At 56.4% G+C, this 21,007-nt stretch carries 16 protein-coding genes; 9 read left to right on the forward strand and 7 right to left on the reverse strand.

The annotated features are described in order from the left end of the window. Window positions 1-5: 5 nt before the first annotated feature. From IDSA_RS00560 to IDSA_RS00580, 5 genes are read right to left on the reverse strand one after another with little or no spacing between them, the layout of a single operon-like run. Window positions 6-776, reverse strand: coding sequence for a 3',5'-cyclic-nucleotide phosphodiesterase (locus IDSA_RS00560; RefSeq protein ID WP_034773456.1), 771 nt, complete (start codon window positions 774-776; stop codon window positions 6-8). Beyond that, window positions 773-2,317: an HD-GYP domain-containing protein gene (locus tag IDSA_RS00565; protein ID WP_232221243.1), complete on the reverse strand. Its 1,545-nt coding sequence runs from the start codon at window positions 2,315-2,317 to the stop codon at window positions 773-775. The genes IDSA_RS00560 and IDSA_RS00565 overlap by 4 nt, the downstream gene beginning before the upstream one ends. 14 nt (window positions 2,318-2,331) lie before the next feature. After that, window positions 2,332-4,548: an adenylate/guanylate cyclase domain-containing protein gene (locus IDSA_RS00570; RefSeq protein WP_051985963.1), complete on the reverse strand. Its 2,217-nt coding sequence runs from the start codon at window positions 4,546-4,548 to the stop codon at window positions 2,332-2,334. Then, complete coding sequence (locus IDSA_RS00575; RefSeq protein ID WP_034773460.1) at window positions 4,545-7,619, reverse strand: efflux RND transporter permease subunit; 3,075 nt, start codon at window positions 7,617-7,619, stop codon at window positions 4,545-4,547. Before IDSA_RS00575 ends, IDSA_RS00570 begins: the two co-directional genes overlap by 4 nt. Continuing rightward, a complete protein-coding gene (locus tag IDSA_RS00580) occupies window positions 7,619-8,707 on the reverse strand; it encodes an efflux RND transporter periplasmic adaptor subunit (RefSeq protein WP_034773462.1) in 1,089 nt (362 codons plus the stop codon). The genes IDSA_RS00575 and IDSA_RS00580 overlap by 1 nt, the downstream gene beginning before the upstream one ends. Window positions 8,708-8,815: 108 nt before the next feature. Here IDSA_RS00580 and IDSA_RS00585 point away from each other — a divergent pair, with 108 nt between their 5' ends. From IDSA_RS00585 to IDSA_RS00620, 8 genes are all read left to right on the forward strand, one after another. Further along, on the forward strand, window positions 8,816-9,712 hold the full coding sequence (locus tag IDSA_RS00585; RefSeq protein ID WP_034773465.1) for a LysR family transcriptional regulator: 897 nt from the start codon (window positions 8,816-8,818) through the stop codon (window positions 9,710-9,712). A 98-nt stretch (window positions 9,713-9,810) separates the two neighbouring features. Further along, window positions 9,811-12,399, forward strand: a complete 2,589-nt coding sequence (gene acnB, locus IDSA_RS00590) for a bifunctional aconitate hydratase 2/2-methylisocitrate dehydratase (RefSeq protein ID WP_034773467.1) — start codon at window positions 9,811-9,813, stop codon at window positions 12,397-12,399. Between the two features lie 221 nt (window positions 12,400-12,620). Beyond that, window positions 12,621-13,151 carry a hypothetical protein gene (locus tag IDSA_RS00595; RefSeq protein ID WP_034773471.1) on the forward strand — a complete coding sequence of 177 codons (531 nt, stop codon included), beginning with the start codon at window positions 12,621-12,623 and terminating at the stop codon, window positions 13,149-13,151. A 10-nt stretch (window positions 13,152-13,161) separates the two neighbouring features. Further along, entirely contained in the window at window positions 13,162-13,794 is a 633-nt protein-coding gene (locus tag IDSA_RS00600; RefSeq protein ID WP_051985964.1) for a penicillin-binding protein activator LpoB, read from the forward strand. Continuing rightward, window positions 13,751-14,983 (forward strand): COG3014 family protein, encoded by a 1,233-nt coding sequence (locus IDSA_RS00605; protein WP_198024026.1) that lies wholly within the window; start codon window positions 13,751-13,753, stop codon window positions 14,981-14,983. Before IDSA_RS00600 ends, IDSA_RS00605 begins: the two co-directional genes overlap by 44 nt. Window positions 14,984-15,008: 25 nt before the next feature. Next, window positions 15,009-15,482 carry a putative periplasmic lipoprotein gene (locus IDSA_RS00610; RefSeq protein WP_051985966.1) on the forward strand — a complete coding sequence of 158 codons (474 nt, stop codon included), beginning with the start codon at window positions 15,009-15,011 and terminating at the stop codon, window positions 15,480-15,482. Window positions 15,483-15,484: 2 nt separating this feature from the next. After that, window positions 15,485-16,372: a hypothetical protein gene (locus IDSA_RS00615; protein ID WP_034773473.1), complete on the forward strand. Its 888-nt coding sequence runs from the start codon at window positions 15,485-15,487 to the stop codon at window positions 16,370-16,372. 3 nt (window positions 16,373-16,375) lie between these two features. Continuing rightward, window positions 16,376-17,698, forward strand: coding sequence for a S41 family peptidase (locus tag IDSA_RS00620; protein WP_126760544.1), 1,323 nt, complete (start codon window positions 16,376-16,378; stop codon window positions 17,696-17,698). Here IDSA_RS00620 and IDSA_RS00625 read toward each other — a convergent pair. Next, window positions 17,695-19,488: a DUF885 domain-containing protein gene (locus tag IDSA_RS00625; RefSeq protein WP_034773476.1), complete on the reverse strand. Its 1,794-nt coding sequence runs from the start codon at window positions 19,486-19,488 to the stop codon at window positions 17,695-17,697. The two genes, IDSA_RS00620 and IDSA_RS00625, sit on opposite strands and share 4 nt — an antisense overlap. 107 nt (window positions 19,489-19,595) lie before the next feature. Here IDSA_RS00625 and IDSA_RS00630 point away from each other — a divergent pair, with 107 nt between their 5' ends. After that, the gene (locus IDSA_RS00630) at window positions 19,596-20,516 is read left to right on the forward strand and encodes a Dyp-type peroxidase (RefSeq protein WP_034773477.1); all 921 of its coding nucleotides are present in this window, start codon (window positions 19,596-19,598) and stop codon (window positions 20,514-20,516) included. On the opposite strand, the gene argR is transcribed toward IDSA_RS00630, so the two are convergent. Further along, on the reverse strand, window positions 20,513-20,977 hold the full coding sequence (gene argR, locus IDSA_RS00635; RefSeq protein WP_034773479.1) for a transcriptional regulator ArgR: 465 nt from the start codon (window positions 20,975-20,977) through the stop codon (window positions 20,513-20,515). The two genes, IDSA_RS00630 and argR, sit on opposite strands and share 4 nt — an antisense overlap. Window positions 20,978-21,007 lie beyond the last annotated feature (30 nt).

Raw genomic sequence — 21,007 nt, forward strand, 5'->3', positions numbered from 1 at the left:
TAGAACTAAATTTTCGGCAGTTTGCCCCGATCGGCCAGGATATGCCAGTGGCTGGTCGCGACATGGGCACTGAGTGTCTGGCGCAGCTCACTTTCATAAGAGGGCTTTAAGTGGGTTACCCAGATCTGGCCCGGCGACTGATCCAGACTTTCAACTAACCGTGCCGCCAGCTGGGGGGTCAGGTGTCCGGAGCTCCTGGCAAGTTCGGCCAGGTGATCGGGGAAGGAGCACTCCAGGATCAGATCGTCAATATAACCAAGGGCATCAAGTTGTCCAACCAGCCGTTCGTCATAACCGGTATCGGCGGTAAATACGGTCTGGCGGTTATCTTTCCGCACGGCATAGCCAAAGGTGCTCACTGAATGATCAACCACAAAAGGACGGATCAGCATGCCGTCCAGTGCCAGCAAATCGCTATCAGTAATGGCCTGCATTTTCAGGCACGGGTTGTCCACATCAGGAAGCCGGGTGAAATCCGGCCAGATCTCCCAGTTAAACAAATGCCTTTTAAGCACATCCAGGGTAGCGGCCGAAGCGTAGACAGTGACAGGCTCAGATTGCTGACCGATGATGTTGGCCAGTAACATCGGCAGAAAACAAATGTGGTCCATATGAGCATGGGTCAGCAGCACATGGCGGATGGCCTTCATCTCTGGCAGCGACAGCTCAGCAAGACCCGAGCCGGCGTCAATCAGCACCCGCTCATTGAGTTGCAGGCAGGTGGTGCCGCTGGTGCCGCCTATACCGCCGCTGAATCCAAGTACCTTGATATTCATGCGGGTCGGTATCCTGGTAGCTGGTCCAGATCAATCTCATCAATCTGGGCGTCCGTCAGATATTCGCTGGCGTAGGTCAGATAAACCCGCTTATCTATAAACAGTCGGAACAAATCCGGATCCAGATGGTTGTCTTCCACCATTCGGCCCATAATAGTCAGGCTCTGCGACAGCGACATCGGCTTTTTATAGCTGCGTTCCGGCGCGGTTAAGGCTTCGAACACATCGGCGATGCCCATCATCCGGGCCGGCACCGACATCTGCTCGCGGGTTAATCCACGGGGGTAGCCTTTGCCGTCCATACGTTCGTGATGGCCGCCGGCATATTCCGGCACCCGCCGTAAATGTTTGGGAAAGGGCAGTTGCTCGAGCATATTGATGGTGTGCACCATGTGGTCTTTCATAATCTGACGTTCATCAGTGGTCAGGGTGCCCTTGCGGATACATAGATAGTTTATTTCGTCGTCGGTCAGCAGCGGCTGTAGTTCGCCGTTAAGATCCGGGTAGCGACGCCGGCCTATGGCTTTTACCCGATCGATCGCGTCGTCATTCATGAATTCGCCACCCAGGTTGGTTTGTTCCAGAAATGCCAGGTCGTCGCGCAGCTGGTCCGTTTTATCCTGCCATTCACTGGTCTGGGCCAGGGCGGCGAAACGAGCCGCTATCGTTTCGATACGATCATAGATGGTTTCTAGTTTGCGACTTTTTTCAACCACATGGGGCGGCGTGACAATTTTACCGCAATCGTGCATCCAGGCCGCGGTTTCCAGCTCATAGCGGCCCTCACGGCTCAGTTCAAAATCCCGCAGGCCGGGATAATCGGCGCCACTGGCGGCATCGGCAATCATCAGCGTCAGCTCCGGCACCCGCCGGCAATGGGCACCGGTCTGCGGCGACTTGGCATCAATGGCATTGGCGATAACCCGGGTGAAACTCTCAAACAGGTGGTGCAGCTCCTCCACCAACCGTTGGTTGGTCAGTGCCACCGCGGCCTGCGATGCCAGCGACTGGGTCAGATCAATATCGTCGTCAGGAAAGGGCACAGTGTTACCATCGGCCTGCTTGTTGATCAGCTGCAGGGCGGCAATAACCTCGTTCTCGTGATTCTTAAGCGGAACCACTAACACCGACCTGGTCCGGTAGCCGGTCTTCTCATCGAAGGCGCGGGTGCCGGAGAAATCAAAACCATCGGCATCATAGGCATCGTCCACCACGACGGTCTTTTCGTGCAACACGCTGTGGGCGACGATTAGCCTGTCGTTGGACTGGCCGCCGGCAAGATAAAGCGGCAGTGGCTTAAAACTGTCGGTAAGTGGCGTACCGCTGCCGCCAAAATGAATGTTCAGACTGTCGTTCTGCACCAGGGCGAAGGCCAGTTGCTCGCCCTCAACCAGATATAAAGAGCCTGCATCGGCACCGGTTAGGGTCCGCGCGCTGCTTAGGATAAGCTCGAGCAGCTTGATATGATCGCGTTCAGCCGATAGCGCAATGCCAATTTTATTCAGATAGCGAATACGCTCCAGCAAGTCTGCAGTGGCCATAAAGCCGGGCCTCATTATTTTTGTTCGTGTGTAAAAACCCCGTCCCAGTCAGCCGGCGGGGGCTCTTGTAGATAATAGTGGCAACGGTCCCGGAACAGCAAGGCCAATGCGTCATCGGGCTCAGCTGCCAGCGCCGCTTTATAGTAATCAAGGGCGGCATTGAAGTCGCCTTGTTGATAGGCCTGCCAGCCGCTGGTGAGCGCATAGCGGCTCTTCTCATCGGGCGTTTCACTAAGCACCTGGAACAGCATCACCGGCGCCTGCCGGCCTTTTACGCGCACCTTGTCGACGGGGCGCAGTGGCAGTTGCTGGCGCTGTTCAGCGGTAAGCGCCTGACAGGTATCCTCACTAATTAATATGGGAGTGCCGTAAACTTTCGTCAGGCCTTCAATTCGTGAACCGAGATTCACATTATCGCCAAGCACGGTATACGCCATGCGGAAGTCTGAACCCATGTTGCCGACGTTCATCGCACCAGTATGCACGCCAATGCCCATCTGCAGCGCCGGCAGGCCCTGCTGGCGGAACTGCTGATTGGTATCGACTAGTGCGCGCTGCATGGCAACGGCGCCCTGTACCGCATGCCAGGCATGGTCATTATCTGGTAGCGGCGCTCCCCAGAAGGCCATCACCGCATCACCCATATACTTGTCGATGGTACCGCGATGCTCATGTATGGCACGGGTAACCGGCGATAGCAACTGGTTCATCACGGTGGTGAGCTGGGCCGGCGGCACCTGCTCGGCAAAGGAAGTAAAGCCCCGCACATCTGAAAAGAGTACGGTAAGCTCTTTGACCTGACCGGTCAGATCCTGCGCTTCGGGATGGGCGACGATGTCATTGACCAGCTCCGGCGGCACATACAGTCCGAATTGCGCCGCAACCTGGCGTTTGGCGGCCGACTCGCGCCAGAAATTGCACGCCAGATGCCAGCCTGTCAGCAGCACCACCAGCAGCAGACCTGAAGCTAACGGCAGTACCAGGCCCTGATGCCAGGCATACAAGTTGGCTGCTGCGTGCGCCACCAGTAACGCGGCACTAATACTCAGCAGGGCGATTGCCGGCAGGCGCGGATAGAGCCAAGTCATCAGCAGGCCCAATAACAACAGCCCAACCACCGTCATGCCGGTGGCGTAGCCTGGCTGGTGCTTGAAATTCATCTGCAGCATACCAGCGAGCAAGGAGGCGTGGATCTCAACGCCTGGAAATACCGCGTTGACCGGCGTTGAGCGCAGGTCCATCAGCCCCGGCGCCGAAGTACCCAGTAGTGCAATGCGGCCGCTGAGTTGTCCCGGGTTGACGCTACCACTGAGCACATCAGCGGCACTGACCCGGGTAAAAGTTCCGCTCGGACCATACCAGGGCACCAGTACCGCAGCGCGGGCATCTGTCGGGAAATAATAGCCACCAAAATCCAGCCCTTCAAGGTGCCAGATGTCACCGGCAAAATGGGCATCGAGCGCAACCGGTGGCTGCCCCAGCAGCAACTGAAACATCGCCAGTGGCAGCGACGGATAAAGCTGATTCTGGTAATCCTGCACCAGCGGGACGCGGCGGAAAATACCATCGGCATCCACTGTCGGGTTATCAAAGAAACCGGCGCCAAGTGCAGCCTGCTGCAGTACCGGCAAATTTGCGGAATAACGATCGGGTCGGATGAGCGGTAGTTCAGTCAGTGGGGGGGGCGGATTCTGCTCCGGGCGCTGAAGAACTAAAGGCGGTGGCAGGATGCCGGTACTGGCAGTCGGATTCGCGGCGTCCGTGGGATTGGTGCGCTCAAAGTAGTAGCCCATTACCACCGGGTAATTGCTGATGGTGCGGGCCAGCAACTGATCGCCCCCTGCGGGCGGGTCGCTGTCGGCCAGCGCCGAATATTCCCGACGCAATTGCTGCCACTGCTGTCGCAGCAGGTTTTGTTCCTGCTCGGCGAATACCAGGTCCAGCCCCAGCAGCTGGATCTGATAATCATCAAACAGCGTCTGAATCAGTTCGGCAACCTGAGTCCGCGGCCAGGGCCACTGGCCGAGTTGTTGCAGGCTGGCTTCGTCAATGTCGACCACCACGATTTGTTCGGGGGCGGCGTCCGGGAGGGTGGCATTCACCCGCTGGTCATAACTGATCCATTCCAGTCGTTGCAGCAGGGGGCTGGGCCAGAACCCGGCCTGCTCGCCCAGCAGCCATAGCACGAGTAAGGCACTACCTGTTATCTGCAACCAGCGGGCACGGCTCATTTCACTCGCATCACCATCGCATACATGACCGGAACAATGACCAGGGTTAGCAGGGTCGCAAACCCAAGGCCGAACATAATGACTACCGCCATACTGGCGAAAAAGTCATCGAATAACAAGGGTGTCATGCCCACGATAGTGGTAGCGGCTGCCATAGCGACGGGCCGCACGCGGCTTACCGACGCATCGATTAAGGCCACCAGTTGATCTTTACCGGTGGCGCGCTCGGTACGCACCTGCTCCAGCAATACCACACCATTTTTGATCAGCATGCCCGACAAGCTGAGAAAGCCGAGCAGGGCCATAAAACCAAACGGCTGGCCGGTCAGCCACAGCCCCAGGGTAACGCCGATAATACTCAGCGGCACCGTAGCCCAGAGCACGCCGGCCTGGCGAATGGAACTGAACAGCAGCACCGTCAGCACAAACATCACTATAAAGGCCAGTGGCAGGGCTTCAAATACCGCGCCCGTGGCTTTGGCTGAGGCTTCGTACTCACCGCCCCATTGCAGCTGATAGCCAACCGGCAGCGGGATGGCTTCAATCGCCGGACGCACCCGGGCCAGTACCATAGCCGGTGTTTCCTCACCGAAAATGTCATGGTCGGCCATCACGGTTAAGGTGCGTTTACGATCACGGCGCAGGATCAAATCATCCGCTGCAGTCAGTTGAATGTCATGCACCACCTGGCCCAGCGGCAGCGACTGTTGCAGCGCCGAGCTGTATACCTGCAGTTCCTGCCAGTTATCCAGATCGGCGCGCTCGGTGGCTGGCGCCCGCACCACGATCGGCAGCAGGTCGGTGCCATCGCGGTAAACGCCAACGGTCTGGCCGGTAAAGTTGCGCTTCAGTACTTCATTCACATCGGCTTTGGTGATGCCAAGGCGCCGGGCGGCTGCTTCATTGAATTCCGGGCGCAGCACCTTAGTGCGCTGGCGCCAGTCGTCGCGGATATTGCGGGTACCCGCATCAGCCGCCAGAATATCCTGCGTCCGTGCGCTGAGCCGGCGCAGCACCAGGGGATCCGGGCCGCTGAAACGCGCTTCAATTTTGGCGCTCTGGGCGGGCCCCATTTCCACCCGTTTAAACTTGAATTCAACCCCCGGTTGCTGCACGCGAAGATACTCGCCAAGCTCCAGCAATACCTGGTCCAGAGTCTCATTGTCGGGGCCGCGCACAATCAGCTGGGCATAGCCTTCGTAGGCTTTTTCCACCACATAGGTGAGGGTAAAGCGCGGACCGCCGCGGCCGATGGTGGTCGCCACAAAGTCGAGTTGCTGCTGGCCCAGATAATTAGCGGTCAGATGCGCTTCAATTTGCTCCACCTGATCAGCGGTAGCGCGGATATCAGTACCCTGGGGATACCAGAGGTCAACGTAGGCGATTGGCGTATTGGAGGGCGGGAAAAACGACTGCTTGATCTGGCTAAAGCCAATCACCGCCACCACCAGCAACAGCGTCATTGCCACCACGGTGGTTTTGCGCCAGTTTAGAAAATGCTGCAGCGCGCGCCGGTAGCCGTGAAACACCCAATGGTCATAAATATGTTGTTCATCTTCCGGCTGCTGGGTGGCCGAGCGGGCCCGGGCATCGCGGCGGTACAGGATATTGCCGAGAAAGGGCACCAGCGTGATGGCGGTAAACCAGCTCAGCAGCAGTGAAATAAAGAGCACCCAGAACAGCGAGTTGGCAAATTCACCACTGGCATCCTCGGATAAACCTATAGGCGCGAAGGCGATAATGGCAATAAAGGTCGCCCCCAGCAGGGGCCACATATTCTGCTGGACCACCTGCGAAGCCGCCTGAATTCGCGTTAACCCGCGGCGAATGCCAACCAGCATGCCCTCGGCGATAACAATGGCGTTATCAACCAGCATCCCCAGCGCAATAATCAGCGCGCCCAATGAGACCCGCTGCAACTGGATATCGGCCAGGTACATCAGCATAAAGCTGCCCAGTACCGTGAGCAGCAGTACCCCGCCAATCAGCACGCCGCTGCGCAGGCCCATGGTCAGCAGCAGAGCCATCACCACAATGGCTACGGCTTCGGCCAGATTAATCAGAAAACTGGTAACCGATTTTTCGACTTCCGCCGGCTGGTCGTAGATCTTGCTGACCTGCATCCCTACCGGCTGGGCGAACTTCAGCTCTTCCAGCCGCTCCATCAGGCGGCCGCCGACCTCAACCACGTTCACGTCTTCGGCAAAAGAAATACCCAGCCAGAGCGCGGCTTCGCCGTTAAAGCGCAGCAGGTGATCAGGAATCAGCTGATAGTCACGGCTGATAGTGGCTACATCGCGCAGCATAATGCGCTCTTCGGCACCGGGATTGCTGATAAGCAGGTCGGCCAGTTCGTCAACGCTGGCAAATTCGCCGGTGGTGTGAATGCGCAGGCGCTCATCGCCCAGCATCACCCGGCCGGCATCGCTGACCAGGTTCTGGGTTTGCAGCAGATTGATGACTTGCTGCGGCGGAATGCCAAAATTCGCCAGCTTGACGCGGGATACTTCAACGGTCACCTGCTCCTGCTGTTTGCCGCTGACCATGACCTTACCCACGCCTTTCACCAGCACCAGCTCACGGCGCAGGTAATCGGTGTAATCGGAAATATCCTGATAGCTGTAGTCCGCGCCGGTAATGGCCAGCAACACGCCATAGACATCAGCAAAATCGTCATGCACCACAGGCTCACCAGTGCCGGGTGGTAGCTGGACTTTGGTATCGTTGATCTTGCGGCGCAGCTCATCCCAGATCTGCGGCATATCGTCTTTACGAAAGGTGCTGCGCATTTCAATCATGATCTGGCTTAAGCCGGGCTTAGATACTGAAGTAATGTGATCAACATAACTCAGTTCCTGCATGGCATTCTCAAGCCGATAAGTAACTTCCTCTTCAACCTGCTGGGCGGTGGCGCCGGGATAGGGGGTAACCACCATCGCCTGCTTCAGGGTGAACTCAGGATCCTCCAGCCGGCCGATCGAGAGCAGGGCGACAATGCCGCCGATGAGCAGGATCAGTAAGAACAACCAACTGGTGGTGCTGCGCTTGATGCTGTAACGGGCAATATTCATTACAGGCCGCGCTCCTTCACCCAGGGCCTTACCTGCTGACCTTCGCTAAGCTGATGCACGCCAGCGATGACGATCTGATCGCCGATGGCCAGACCCTGGATGATCTCAATACCAGCGCTGCTTATATCGCCGATAATGACACCGCGCCGGGTGACGGTACCGCTGTCCGGTTGGTAGATCCAGACCTGGAAGCCACCGTCGACGGGTTGCGTGGTGGGCACAAATACCGCACTGGCCGGCACCAGCAGGGTAGCAGTGGGTGCAGCCGTAACCGCATGGGTATCCACCAGCACAGTGGCAGACATGCCCGGTAATAAATTAACCGCCGGCGGCGTCGGTAAAGTGAAAACCACCTTGAAGGTATTTGAGGCCGGATCCGCCATGGCGTCCCACTCTTTCAGGCTGGCTTTGAAGCGCTCGCCGGGGGCGGCGGGGAAGATCACATCAGGCTGATAGTCAGTCTGGCGTTGTACCTGTGAAAACAGATTCTCCGGCACCCGGATACTGACATCAATGGCGTTATCCAGTTGCAATGTAGCTATCGGACGTTGCGGCTGCACGGTTTCATGCTTTTCGACAAACACATGGGCGATGGTGCCGGCAAAAGGCGCGCGCAGTTCGGTATAGCCCAGGTTAGCGCGGGCGGTGTCCAGATTTGCTTTGCTGATATCGCGGTTGGCGCGTACCTCATCGAACTGCTGCGCGGAGACAACACCTTTGGCGACCAGGTTTTCGGTGCGATTAAATTGCGCTTCGGCGAGGTTGTACTGGGCCTGGGCCTGATTCACGATCAGCTGGTAATCGGTGGGATCGAGCCGGGCGATCAACTGGCCTTCGTCAACATGGGTACCGGGCCGCACCGGAAACTCAGTGATTTCGCCGCCCACCCGGAATGCCAGTTGCGCCACCTCAGCGGCTTCAACCACAGCGGGGAAGCTACGCAGCCGCTGGCTGTCGGTATCCTGGATCTGATAAATCTTGACTGGTTGCACCGCCGCTTGCTGCGCATCGTCAGAGATAGCGTCGCTGCAGGCGCTGATAAGTACCAGTGCGGCAATAAGGGTCAGATAGCTAACCAGGGTTCTCATTAAATACTCCGGATTCAGGTGCGGGTTTAGCAATTATGCTGGCTATTCTAAGCCAGAAAGATGTAAAGTAATATTTAATTTATATTATCCAGATATTAAGAAACGCTTATGAAGATTCAACAGTTGCAAATGCTTGATGCGCTCGCTGACACCGGCTCGCTGCAAGGCGCGGCAGATAAGCTGCACCGTACGCAGGCGGCAGTCAGTATGGCGCTGAAGAAACTGGAGCAGGACGCCGGTTTCCCTTTGTTTGATCGCGATACCTACCGGCTTGGGCTGACCACCCGCGGAGAGCAGTTTCTGCGCCAGGCGCGCGAAGTGCTGCGGCAGCAACAGCGGTTACAGTCCCTGACCCTGCAACTGCAGAGCGGCGCTGAGCCCCAGTTGCGGATTTCCTATGACCACACCTGTTCGCCGTCGCTGCTGTTCGCCGCGATGCGACAGGTACAGCAAAATTATCCGGCCACTGAACTACTGCTCAGCGGTGAATCCCAGCTAAAGTCATTGCGCAGCGTCAGCAGTGGTGATGCCGACCTGGCGCTATGCCCCTGGCTGCCGATTTTCCGTCAGCACGGCGACTTCGAGACCCGGCTGGTGCGCCCCTTTGAACTGCTGGTGGTAATTGCACCCGAGCTGGTTGAGCGCTACGGCGGCATGCCAAGGCAGCGCCATGAACTCTTGGATCTGCCCATGCTGATCCCCCAGGATCAGGATATCGGCATCAACCTGGACCGGATGATTCGCATGCCTGGCCAGCAGCGGATCCGGGTCAATGATTCCATTGCCCAGCGCGAACTGCTGCTGGCGGGCATGGGGTGGGGCATCTGCCCCGGCGATCTGGTCAATGAAGCCGTCGCCCGCGGTGCCTTACTGCAGATTGAGATCCCGGGCTTTATCAATGAAGTGCACCTTGAAGTGCATCTGGTGCGCTCAGCCGAACGTATTGCCGGGCCCGCTGGCCAGCTGATTTGGGGTGCTTTTGCCCATTCACCGGATTTATCATAAAGATTAAGCGGTTATTGGTCAGGATGAATTCTATTCCGCCGGCAAAACCCCTATAATTGCGCGACTTTTTTAAACCGCAACAGCAAAAGGGGTAATCAGTGCTGCAAGAATATCGTAAGCATGTCGAAGAGCGGGCCGCCGAAGGCATCCCACCTAAGCCACTCACAGCAGAACAAGTTGCTGATTTAGTTGAATTATTAAAGAACCCACCAGCAGGCGAAGAAGCCACTCTGGTGGAACTGCTGGCCGAGCGCGTGCCACCAGGTGTAGATGAAGCGGCGTATGTAAAAGCCGGTTTCCTGGACGCCATCGTTAAAGGCGAAAGCAGTTCGCCACTGATTTCTAAGCAGGATGCCGTCAAATTACTGGGTAATATGCACGGCGGTTACAACATCGTGACTTTGGTTGATCTGCTGGATCACCCGGAACTGGCCGAATTAGCGGCGCACGAGCTTAAGCATACCCTGCTGATGTTTGATGCCTATCATGACGTTGAAGAGAAAATGCGGGCCGGCAACGCCTTGGCCAAAGAAGTGGTTGAATCCTGGGCTAACGCCGAATGGTTTACCGGTCGTGACAAACTGCCTGATCAGATCACTGCCACCGTATTTAAGGTGACCGGCGAAACCAACACCGACGACCTGTCACCAGCGCCTGACGCCTGGTCACGTCCTGATATCCCCCTGCATGCCAAAGCCATGTACAAAATGCCACGCGAAGGCATTACTGACGCAGCGAAGCAAATCGAAGAGCTCAAGCAAAAAGGCCACCCGGTTGCTTTTGTTGGTGACGTAGTAGGCACCGGCTCATCACGTAAATCAGCGACCAACTCGGTGCTGTGGTTTATCGGTGAAGATATGCCGGGCACCCCTAACAAACGTGCCGGCGGCATCTGTATCGGCAGCAAAGTAGCGCCGATTTTCTTTAACACTATGAAAGATGCAGGCGCGCTGGTATTTGAGGCCGATGTCGACAAGATGAACATGGGTGATGTGATCACCATTTATCCGTATCAGGGCAAAATTGAAAACCAGCAGGGCGATGTACTTGCTGAGTACGACTATGCCTCACGGGTGATTCTGGATGAAGTCCGTGCCGGCGGCCGGATCAACCTGATCATTGGCCGGGCGCTGACTGAAAAAGCGCGGGAAACCTTAGGCCTGGGGCCGTCCGAGCTGTTCCTGAAGCCAGAGCAACCAGCGGACACCGGCAAGGGTTACACCCTGGCGCAGAAAATGGTTGGCAAGGCCTGTGGCGTAACGGGCGTGCGGCCAGGTACCTACTGTGAACCTAAGATGACCACCGTGGGCTCGCAGGACACCACCGGGCCGATGACCCGTGATGAACTGAAAGATCTGGCCTGTCTTGGCTTTACTGCCGATTTGACCATGCAGTCTTTCTGTCATACCGCCGCTTATCCGAAGCCGGTGGATGTGGAAACTCAGCATACCCTGCCAGATTTCATCATGAACCGTGGCGGCGTTAGTCTGCGTCCTGGCGATGGCATTATTCACAGCTGGCTGAACCGCATGTTACTGCCTGATACTGTAGGTACCGGCGGCGATTCGCATACCCGTTTCCCGCTGGGTATTTCCTTCCCGGCCGGTTCAGGTCTGGTTGCTTTTGCAGCGGCTACCGGCGTGATGCCACTGGATATGCCGGAATCGGTACTGGTGCGTTTTAAAGGTGACATGCAGCCAGGTATTACCCTGCGCGATCTGGTGCATGCGATTCCTGCGTTCGCCATTAAAGAAGGGCTGCTGACGGTTGAGAAGCGTGGCAAGAAAAACGCGTTCTCAGGCCGCATCCTGGAAATCGAAGGTCTGGATCACCTGACTGTAGAACAGGCATTTGAATTATCTGATGCCTCAGCCGAGCGCTCTGCCGCTGGTTGTACGATTAACCTGTCGGAAGAATCAGTCGCTGAGTACCTGCGTTCGAACATCACTATGCTGCGCTGGATGATCAACGAAGGCTATGGCGATGTGCGTACCCTTGAGCGTCGTGCCCGTAAGATGGAAGAGTGGCTGGCGAACCCGTCACTGATGCGCGCCGATGCGGATGCGGAATACGCTGAAGTCATCGAGATCGACCTTAGCGACATCAAAGAGCCGATCGTCTGTTGTCCGAACGACCCGGATGATGCCAAATTCCTGAGCGAAGTGGCCGGCGATAAGGTAGATGAAGTCTTTATCGGTTCGTGCATGACCAACATCGGCCATTTCCGTGCCGCCGGTAAGCTGCTCGAGAAGAACACCGAAGAGCTGAAAACCCGGCTGTGGATTGCGCCACCCACTAAGATGGACGAAGCCCAGTTGCGTGAAGAAGGCTACTACAGCATCTACGCCAACAATGGCGTGCGTACGGAAATGCCGGGTTGTTCACTGTGCATGGGTAACCAGGCCCGGGTTGAGCCAGGCGCAACCGTGCTGTCCACCTCCACCCGGAACTTCCCGAACCGGCTGGGTGATGGCGCTAACGTGTACCTGACTTCTGCGGAACTGGCAGCTGTGGGTGCGATTCTGGGTAAGCTGCCGACACCGGCCGAATATCTGGAGTACGCAGCAGACATTAACGCTATGGCTGGTGAGGTTTACAAGTACCTGAATTTTGACCAGATGGATGCCTTCCGCGCCGCTGAATCCGCAGCGAAGAAAAACATTATACCCACCTTAAATGTTGCCTGATAAGCGCTAATCCGCTTCCGGGAAAAACTAAAAAGCCCGCTGTATCAGCAAGATACAGCGGGCTTTTTTAATATGTAAAGATTTCTTGAAAATTCACTTGCAAATCATTTTAACTTGCATAATCCTAACTCAACTGATCAGTATCTGATCAATTAAGCTGCATTCGTTATAATACAAATAGCCTAACAGGCCTTATCTATTGCTCATTGGAGAGCACCGCTATGAACAAAATCAAACTCCTGCTTGTTGCTTCCGTTGCCGTATTGCTGACCGCTTGTGCCGCGATGGGACCGCAAATCGCCCAGCCTCACCAACTAACTGCTCCCGCCCCCATCCAGGGTAATACCGGACAGTTTATGAGTCCTTATACGACGGACGGTGTGTTAGCTGAATGGGTTAACAATGCTGTAAATGCTGAAATGGGTGGCGCAATCGGCGGTATGGCCGGTGCCTACGCTGGCCAGAAGCTGGCCGAAAATATTCCTTTCATCGGTGGCTGGATTGGTCAGGAAGTCGGTAATGCTGTAGGCCGTGAAGTCGCGCTGGAAATGGCCGGTGGTGAAGAAGCCCTGCGCGGTACCTCAGACATCTCCTTTAATACCCTGGAAGAACTGTCAGTATGGATGTATGTAACGCACTCGGCGCACCCGCACTATGCTGACGCGCTGGAATCGGCGATGAGTATCTACCCTGAGCTGAAGCAGGTCTATCACGTTGCCCTGCAGCAAGCTTCAGTGGGTGTAAGTTACTAAGGAACCAATCATGAACAAGTTAATGATCCTGGTGGCAGCGGTAACTGCCACTACTTTGGTGGGCTGTGCCGGTACCCGCATCGACAATACTGCCGGGCGCGCAACGGTTTATGAAGATGCCCGCCAGCCCGGGAAAATTCAGGGTGTTGGTGTTGAATCACAGGACATCATGGCCGTTACTGATCAGATGATGCGCGATATGCTCAGCAACTCGATGCTGGTAAGCCGCGAAGTGTCGCCGCGGGTGATCATCGACAGCGAGTACTTTACCAATGAAAGCTCGTCGCGGATCAACAAGAACATGCTGACGGACCGGCTGCGGATTAATCTGAACCGTGCGGCCAATGGCCGGCTGGTGTTTGTCGGTCGTGAATACGCCAACATGGTTGAGAAAGAACGTGAACTGAAACGCCGGGGCGTGGTTGACGGCGGTACCATTCGTACTACCGCGGCGACCGCTGGCGCTGACTTCCGGCTGGTTGGCCGGATCATGTCGCTGGACAAGATGGACACCGGCAGTCAGGAACGCTCGCGTTATCATCAGATCACCTTTGAACTGATCGATCTTGAGCTTGGCACTTATGTATGGAGTGGCATTTATGAATTCCAGAAAACTGCCCAGGACGACGTCGTTTATCGCTAGTGCGGTGCTGGCAGTGGGGCTGGCTGGTTGTGGTGCCACCGGCCCGGCGCAATACCAGCCGTTAGCGTTAAATACCCAGGAACAGAATACGCTGGCCAGCAAGCCGGCGTATCTGCGTCCGCTCTACCAGAAGTTGTTTCAGGAAGGCCAGCGCAACGAAGTACTGAACCGGATGGAAATAGGTACTGCGGCGTTTTATCACGGTGACCTGAACGAAGCCCGCGAAAGCTTTGATGTAGCCCTTGCCCGTATCGAAACCGTGTACGCCAATAATGACTCTGCCACCCAGGCCCGCAGCCTGTGGCACGAAGAGGGCCGCAAGGATTTTAAAGGCGAACCCTATGAGCGCACTATGGTGTATTACTACCGCGGCCTGATTTATCTGATCGACGGCGAGTATGACAATGCCCGGGCCAGTTTTATCAGCGGCCTGATGCAGGATGCCTTTGCTGAAGAAGAACAAAACCGCTCGGACTTTGCCCTGATGATGTTACTGGCGGGCTGGTCGGCGCAGAAAATGGGCAGTACCGGGCTGGCGCAGGAAGCCTACGACGAACTGCGTGCCCTGCGCCCGGATTATCCGATCCCGGGGCCGGACGATAACGTGCTGATCATAGGCGAGACCGGCAAGGCACCGCGAAAGCTGGCCGATGGCATGGGCCATTATCAGTTGGTGTTCCGTCCGGGTAAGCAGTTTGAGGAAAAACAACTGGCGATCCACACCGGTGCGGAGCTGATGCCGGTGCCGCCGGTAGAAAATATCTACTGGCAGGCCACCTCGCGTGGTGGCCGGCCGGTAGATGCCATCGTCGAAGGCAAAGCGGCCTTTGCCCAGAATACTGCCGAAGCCGGTAAAGTGCTGGCCGAGCTGGGTGTTGCGGCTAATGTGTATGCGCCGCTGGCGGGTGGCAGTACCGGGCAGGTGGGTAATACCCTGGCGCTGATCGGTGTGGCCAGCATGGCCCTGTCACAGCAAGTGAAGCCGCGGGCCGATACCCGTTACTGGTCGCGCCTGCCCGATGCGGTGCACGTTGCCAGTTTGCGCGGCACACCGGGTAATCCGGAAAGCTGGCAGGCGGTGTATATGGATCTGGCAGGTAAACCAGTGAATCAACCGTCAGGCGTATTCCGTCACTATCAGGATCCGCGTGGCAATCATATTATCTGGCATAGCTCTCGCCCGCGTTAGCCGGGCATTTGATGAGGTTCTGTTTATGACAAAAAATATAAAAACCAAGGTACTGGCGGCAGTGGCACTGAGCGCCTTCCTGGCCGGCTGTAATAGCACCCAGGACGGCTATGCCGGAGCACATCCGGTACAGCGTACACAGACTAATGAAATGAACACCATAGTGTTTATCGACCACGCGCTGAACCGCACCGATATTACCCGTACGCCGTTCGGCGACCGCGTTCGCGATACCGTGAAAGTGACGCTGGATCGCAGCGGCATGCGTAATACTGAAACCGGGCAGCTGGAAGTCTGGACTACCATTCGCAACCGAACCGACTATGATTTACAGGTAGAAGGTAAAGCCATGTTTTTTGACGCGGATCAGGCGCCGCTGATGGACGAAAGCATGTGGCGGCGGGTGTATGTTCCTGCGAACGGTACCGCGGTTTATCGCGAAATGTCACTGAATAACCGCGCCCAGTATTTTCTGGTGGAGCTTAGAGAGGGTCGTTAATTATGAAACGGCAACTACGGGTTAACCGCTTAATCGCGGGTGTGGCCGCTGCGGCTGTCAGTATCGCCGCGCTGGCGCAGGATTCACCGGCGGGCAAGATGCTGTCCGATCCCTATTTCGATAAAGAGCGGGCCGCTGAAGTAGAACATATTACGATGCTGCGCATCGATGAGGCGACCTTCCGCAAGGCCTACGATGCGGCGGGTAAGCCCAAGCTGATCATGCTGGTCGGCGAGCCCTTCACTGATATGGTATCCGACTGGCACATGCACCGACGGTTGAATATTAACGCTACTGCCACCGGCACCGACGGCACCTTCGTGCCTGAGTCGCAGAGTGTGCAGGTGGGGGTGGAGAACCGTAGCTACGATATTCCGCGGCGCTCGCCGTTGCTGACACCGGCCCAGTGGGATGAGTACCAGCGCGGCTACCAGAGTACGTTGCTGAAATATGGTGTGCGCCTGGTCAACCGGGCGGTGGCCTTGCGGCTGCTTGATTCCGAGATTCGGGAAACCAGTAACCGCAACCCGCAGGATGACAGTCAGCGGCTGGAGATGGACATGCTACGCAAGCATTCCAAGCTCCTGATTGAAGTGTTGCCGTATCGTGAGCAGAAATACCAGTACGAGCCAATCGGTTATCAGCTGACCATGACCTCGCTGGAAGATGCCACCCTGCTGGCTGATGATCGGGTTGCGATTCCGGAAGCTTATAAAGAGTATCGGGCTGGCGCCTCCGGTTACAGTGAGCAACGGCCGCAGAATTTCGCCGGGGTTGAAGCCGGTGCCAGCGGCTACGATATCATTGAAAACCCTATTGAGATCTGGGCCGAACAAGGCAAGCTGGCGGCTGAAGCCACCCTGCAGCTGCTGTACGACAGATACCTGTAAGCGGTGCGTAAACCGGCCAGCGCAGGGATCACAGCGGGCTTTATTAGTATGCTGCTGATGGGCTGCTCAACCCTGAGCACCCCGTCAGCAGTTACCCTGGTTGACGGGGTATACTGGTCCCATCGTTATCAGGCCTATCTTGACGTTCAGGATCAAATCGCTACCCGTTATCAGTGGACTCCCGCTAGTTGCAATAAAGCGGCGGCAGGGCTGCTGCCAAAAGTGATGACGCCGGCCACAGCTGCCGGTCAGCACGACTGGGTCTACGCTGATTACCAGAGCATTCGTCTGCAGCGCCGTTCCGACGGTCTGCCGGTGGTGTTCATCCGCTCGCCGTTTTTGCCCGGCAACTGCCAGGTAAGCGCGGTCGAAACCGCGCAAACTAATCTCGACGCCTTAACCTTCAGTCTGGCCCAGTTCGGCCATCCGGTACCCTATAGTCAGCTATTACGCTGGCGTTACGAAGCCGGGCGGCTGGACACCGAGCTGCATGATTCGCCGCTGGCTGAAAGCCTGGCGTTGTTTCAACTACTGACAGCGGTGCTGGACCAGGGCGGCGACGAACATGCCTTTCTGCTATCCCGCGAGCTGCAGAATTACCATAGCGTCAGCACCTTTGCCGTGGGTGAGGCACAGCGCGCCCGGGCCCGCTTTGACCTGCTGCAACAGCTTAGCAGCAGCCGTCTGGCATCATCCTGTGAGCGGAAGATCTGGTGGGGGCTGTTACAAGATAATCGTTATTACCTGGGTGTGCTGAGTTTACAGGAATTATCCGACCAACCGAACTACGATGCGGCGGATCAGCGCTGCCTGGCTCAGGCGCTCGATGCTATCGCGGCAGATATGCGTAAGGCCGGACAACTACTGGGGCAGCCACCTGAGCTGCTGATTGATTTGCGTTATAACGAGGGGGGCAGCATGCTGCTGGCCAGTCAGCTGGCTGATAGCATTGCCTATAAAGAACAGCCGCTGGCGATTATTGGTGAACATGCGATCAAAGCATCGCCGCGGGCGGCCGATCTCAGTGGCTTGTATCAGGATGGCACCGTGCTGGTTACCGAAGTGACCGCCAGCGCTGCAGAACATCTGGCGCAGGCTTTACGGTTGCGCGGGCTGACCCTGAGCGGGCAGACCACCCGTGGCGCCTTTTCGCCAATCACGGTGCGAACCTTACCCAATGGCTGGATTATCGGTTTGTCGATGTACAGTGCTGATCAGGTGCGCGATGGCGCCAACAACCCCCTCCCCGAGAAGAAGGGGCTGACACCTGAGGTGCCGCTGCCGCTCGACGTATTATTTCCGGCAGCGACAATCGGCGAGCCTTAGTCCTTCGCTTCCGTCAGCTGGCTGTCAATCCAGTTGCGTACCTGTACCTCAAGCACATCCAGCGGAATACTGCCATTGCGCAGCACCACATGGTGGAACTCCCGTACGTCAAAATCTGCTCCCAGCGCATCTTCCGCTTCAGTGCGCAGACGCTTGATCAGAATCTCACCCAGTTTGTAAGACAGTGCCTGACCAGGCCAGGTAATATAACGGTCAATCTCGGTTCTGACATTGTGCAGGCTGAGTGCCGTATTGTCGGCCATAAACTCCATGGCCTGTTCCCGGCTCCAGCCCATCGCATGCATACCGGTATCTACAACCAGGCGAGCGGCGCGCCACATTTCAAAGCTCAGCCGACCAAAATTGCTGTATGGGTCCTGATACAGACCGGCTTCCAGGCCCAGCCACTCAGCATACAGCCCCCAGCCTTCACCAAAGGCCGAAATATAGGTCTGACGGCGGTAATCCGGAACGCCTTCCATCTCACGCGCCAGGGCGTTTTGCAGATGGTGACCGGGCATGGCTTCATGCAGTGTCAGGGCTTCCATTTCATACAGTGGACGACGATCCAGCGCATAGGTATTCACCCAGTAGAAGCTGGCGCGGTCATCCCGTCCGGTTCCGGCATAGCGGCCGGTGGTGTATTTCGGCGCAATTTCAGCTGGTACCGGAGCGATACCAAACGGCTGGCGCGGCAGCAGCTTAAATAACTTAGGCAACTCGCCGTCCATCTGTTTAGCGATATAGGCAGCTTCTTTGAGCAGCTCTTCGGCGGTTTCCGGATAGAACTGCGGGTCGGTACGCAGGAACGCAACGAATTCATCGAAGTCACCGTCAAAGCCGGTCATTTCAATCACGGTCAGCATTTCATGGCGGATGCGGGCGACTTCGGCCATGCCAATTTCATGGATTTGTTCAGGCGTTAAATCCAGAGTCGTGAAATGCCGGATCCGGTTCTGGTAGTACTCGCGGCCGTTGGGCAGGGCACTGGCGCCGACGTCATCACGACAGTTGGGCAGATAATCAGTTACCATAAATTCAAAGTAGTCCTGATAGGCACTGACAACGGTTTCATCAATCAGTTTATAAGCCTGCAACTGTAATGCCTGCCAGCGCTCGTCGTCCATAAAGTGGGGCTTGACCAGAAACGGCTGGTAGAAGGTACTCTCGGCCGGGTCCTGCACGATAAAGGCGGCAATGCTGTCTTCAAAGCCCTGCATGGCGGCCTTGGGCTGAGTATAACCCTGTTCCATACCCCGGCGCAGCCAGTCGGTCTGTTGCTGCATGTAGCGCGGTATGGTCGCCAGCCGTTGCAGGTAGTCGTCAAAGTCTTCCGGCTTGGCAAATACGGTGTTACGCACCATAAATGCCAGATTACTATGAAAGCCGCCTTCGGCATTGAGCGGCATCAGGTGTTCTTTATAATCGTAGCTGTCGACGTTATTCTTAATGCGATAGGTCAGCATCCGCAGGTTGATGCGGTTCTGCTCATTCAGTTGTTCTGCGGATATCGCCTGTAACTGCGCCAGCCAGTCGCGCTGTTCGTCCACGCGCGCCTGCAGGGCTTCGGGCGACATATCCGGTAATTCATTACCCTGACTGGTGCGCTGCTCCTGCAGGTTTTTCCAGATGCGGTCAGCCACTTCGGTGAACCGTTCGTCGGCGCTCTGGGCTGCAACTGTTGTCGATTGCGCCGCCGTCTGGTCGCCGGGACTGGCGGTACAGCCGCCCAGCAATGCCACCAGTGCCGCAGCACTGAGGGTGGTTTTAAAGGATAATGGTAAGCCCATAAAAACTCCGTATTTTTGTCGAATTATTCCGGGTAATTTTTGTTACACTGGATTCGCATTGTATGCAACCCGGGCGGCAACGCAAGCAGCTTGATTGAGGACGAAGTATGGCACGAGCACAAGGTGGAATCTACGCAGAGCCGAATCTACATGGTCTGACCTTGCTATTAAACGTGATGACCGATGATGTCGGCAGCGTGCGGCGTAAAATTGCCCGTATTCCGGCGATTATCGCCAATCTTGATGATCGCTTCTCCGAATCCATGCTCAACGGCTATGTGGCCGTCGGCAGTGACTACTGGGATATCCTGTATCCCGACCGCCGGCCGCTGCAACTTGCCGGCTTCCCGGAATTACGTGACGGCGACCGCCAGGCACCCCGACAGCCGGTAGATCTGCTGCTGAGCATCCGCTCGGATCGCTTTGATGTGAACTTTCAGAGCGCCCGCACGTTGCTTGAGTGGCTCGGCCACGATGTCGAACTACTGGAACAATTGCAGACCTTCCGCTTTATGGATGGCCGTGACCTGATGGGTTTTATTGACGCGCCGGATAACCCGCGGGGCCTGCGCCGGCGGCAGACGGCACTGATAAAAAGCGATGATGACCCTTATTTTCAGGGCGGCAGCTACCTGTTTGTGCAGAAATTCCGCCACGACCTGCGCCGCTGGGAGCAGTTAAATACTGAAATTCAGGAACATGTGTTCGGGCGCCAGAAGATTAGCGGTGAGCGCATCAGTGAAGCGGTACTGAGCATGGTCACTCATACCCAGAAAGCGCGACTGGTTGGTAGTGAAGGTGAACCGCTGGCTATCTTGCGGCAGAATATGCCGTGGGGGAACTTGCGCGAGCAGGGGCTGCTGGGAATGTACTTCGCGGCCGACCCGACGCAGATGATTTACTGGCTGAAACAACGTTATATCGCCGATCAGCAGGGCGACTACGACCCGCTGCTGGACTACACCGAAGCGGTCAGCAATGCGGCCTATTTTGTACCCTCGATCGATTTTCTCGAAGCCAACGGCTAGACGTTCTCGAACAGCTCTTTGACTTTCTGCAGGGTGTAATCAATTTCAGAGACTTTCAGCGGCGCAATAAAAATGGTGTCGTCGCCGGCAATAGTGCCCAGGACCCCTTCTTTTTTACCCACTGAATCGAGCAAGCGGGCAATTAACTGCGCCGCACCTGGCGTCGTGCGGATAATCACCATCACATCATTATGCTGAATATCCAGTACCAATTGGGTTAATGGTGCCCGGGTAGAGGGAATGCCCAGTTCGGCCGGCAGGCAGTAGACCATTTCCTGACGCGCGTTACGGGTGCGCACAGCGCCATATTTACTCAGCAGCCGCGACACTTTTGACTGGCTGATGTTGGTAAAACCTCTGGCTTTCAGGGCATCGACGATGTCGGCCTGAGACCCATAAGCTTCTTCATTGAGCAGTTCTTTAAAGGCTTCAATTAAGGTGCCGTTCTTATTGTCAGACATAACTGTTCCTGTACAAAAATGGTCACACCG

This window comes from Pseudidiomarina salinarum, from assembly GCF_000753715.1.
Taxonomy (GTDB): domain Bacteria; phylum Pseudomonadota; class Gammaproteobacteria; order Enterobacterales; family Alteromonadaceae; genus Pseudidiomarina; species Pseudidiomarina salinarum.

Coding starts and splice junctions, on each gene's coding strand:
- IDSA_RS00560 (WP_034773456.1), bottom strand. CDS start 776: ATGAATATCAAGGTACTTGGATTCAGCGGCGGTATAGGCGGCACCAGC.
- IDSA_RS00565 (WP_232221243.1), bottom strand. CDS start 2,317: ATGGCCACTGCAGACTTGCTGGAGCGTATTCGCTATCTGAATAAAATT.
- IDSA_RS00570 (WP_051985963.1), bottom strand. CDS start 4,548: ATGAGCCGTGCCCGCTGGTTGCAGATAACAGGTAGTGCCTTACTCGTG.
- IDSA_RS00575 (WP_034773460.1), bottom strand. CDS start 7,619: ATGAATATTGCCCGTTACAGCATCAAGCGCAGCACCACCAGTTGGTTG.
- IDSA_RS00580 (WP_034773462.1), bottom strand. CDS start 8,707: ATGAGAACCCTGGTTAGCTATCTGACCCTTATTGCCGCACTGGTACTT.
- IDSA_RS00585 (WP_034773465.1), top strand. CDS start 8,816: ATGAAGATTCAACAGTTGCAAATGCTTGATGCGCTCGCTGACACCGGC.
- IDSA_RS00595 (WP_034773471.1), top strand. CDS start 12,621: ATGAACAAAATCAAACTCCTGCTTGTTGCTTCCGTTGCCGTATTGCTG.
- IDSA_RS00600 (WP_051985964.1), top strand. CDS start 13,162: ATGAACAAGTTAATGATCCTGGTGGCAGCGGTAACTGCCACTACTTTG.
- IDSA_RS00605 (WP_198024026.1), top strand. CDS start 13,751: ATGAATTCCAGAAAACTGCCCAGGACGACGTCGTTTATCGCTAGTGCG.
- IDSA_RS00610 (WP_051985966.1), top strand. CDS start 15,009: ATGACAAAAAATATAAAAACCAAGGTACTGGCGGCAGTGGCACTGAGC.
- IDSA_RS00615 (WP_034773473.1), top strand. CDS start 15,485: ATGAAACGGCAACTACGGGTTAACCGCTTAATCGCGGGTGTGGCCGCT.
- IDSA_RS00625 (WP_034773476.1), bottom strand. CDS start 19,488: ATGGGCTTACCATTATCCTTTAAAACCACCCTCAGTGCTGCGGCACTG.
- IDSA_RS00630 (WP_034773477.1), top strand. CDS start 19,596: ATGGCACGAGCACAAGGTGGAATCTACGCAGAGCCGAATCTACATGGT.
- argR (WP_034773479.1), bottom strand. CDS start 20,977: ATGTCTGACAATAAGAACGGCACCTTAATTGAAGCCTTTAAAGAACTG.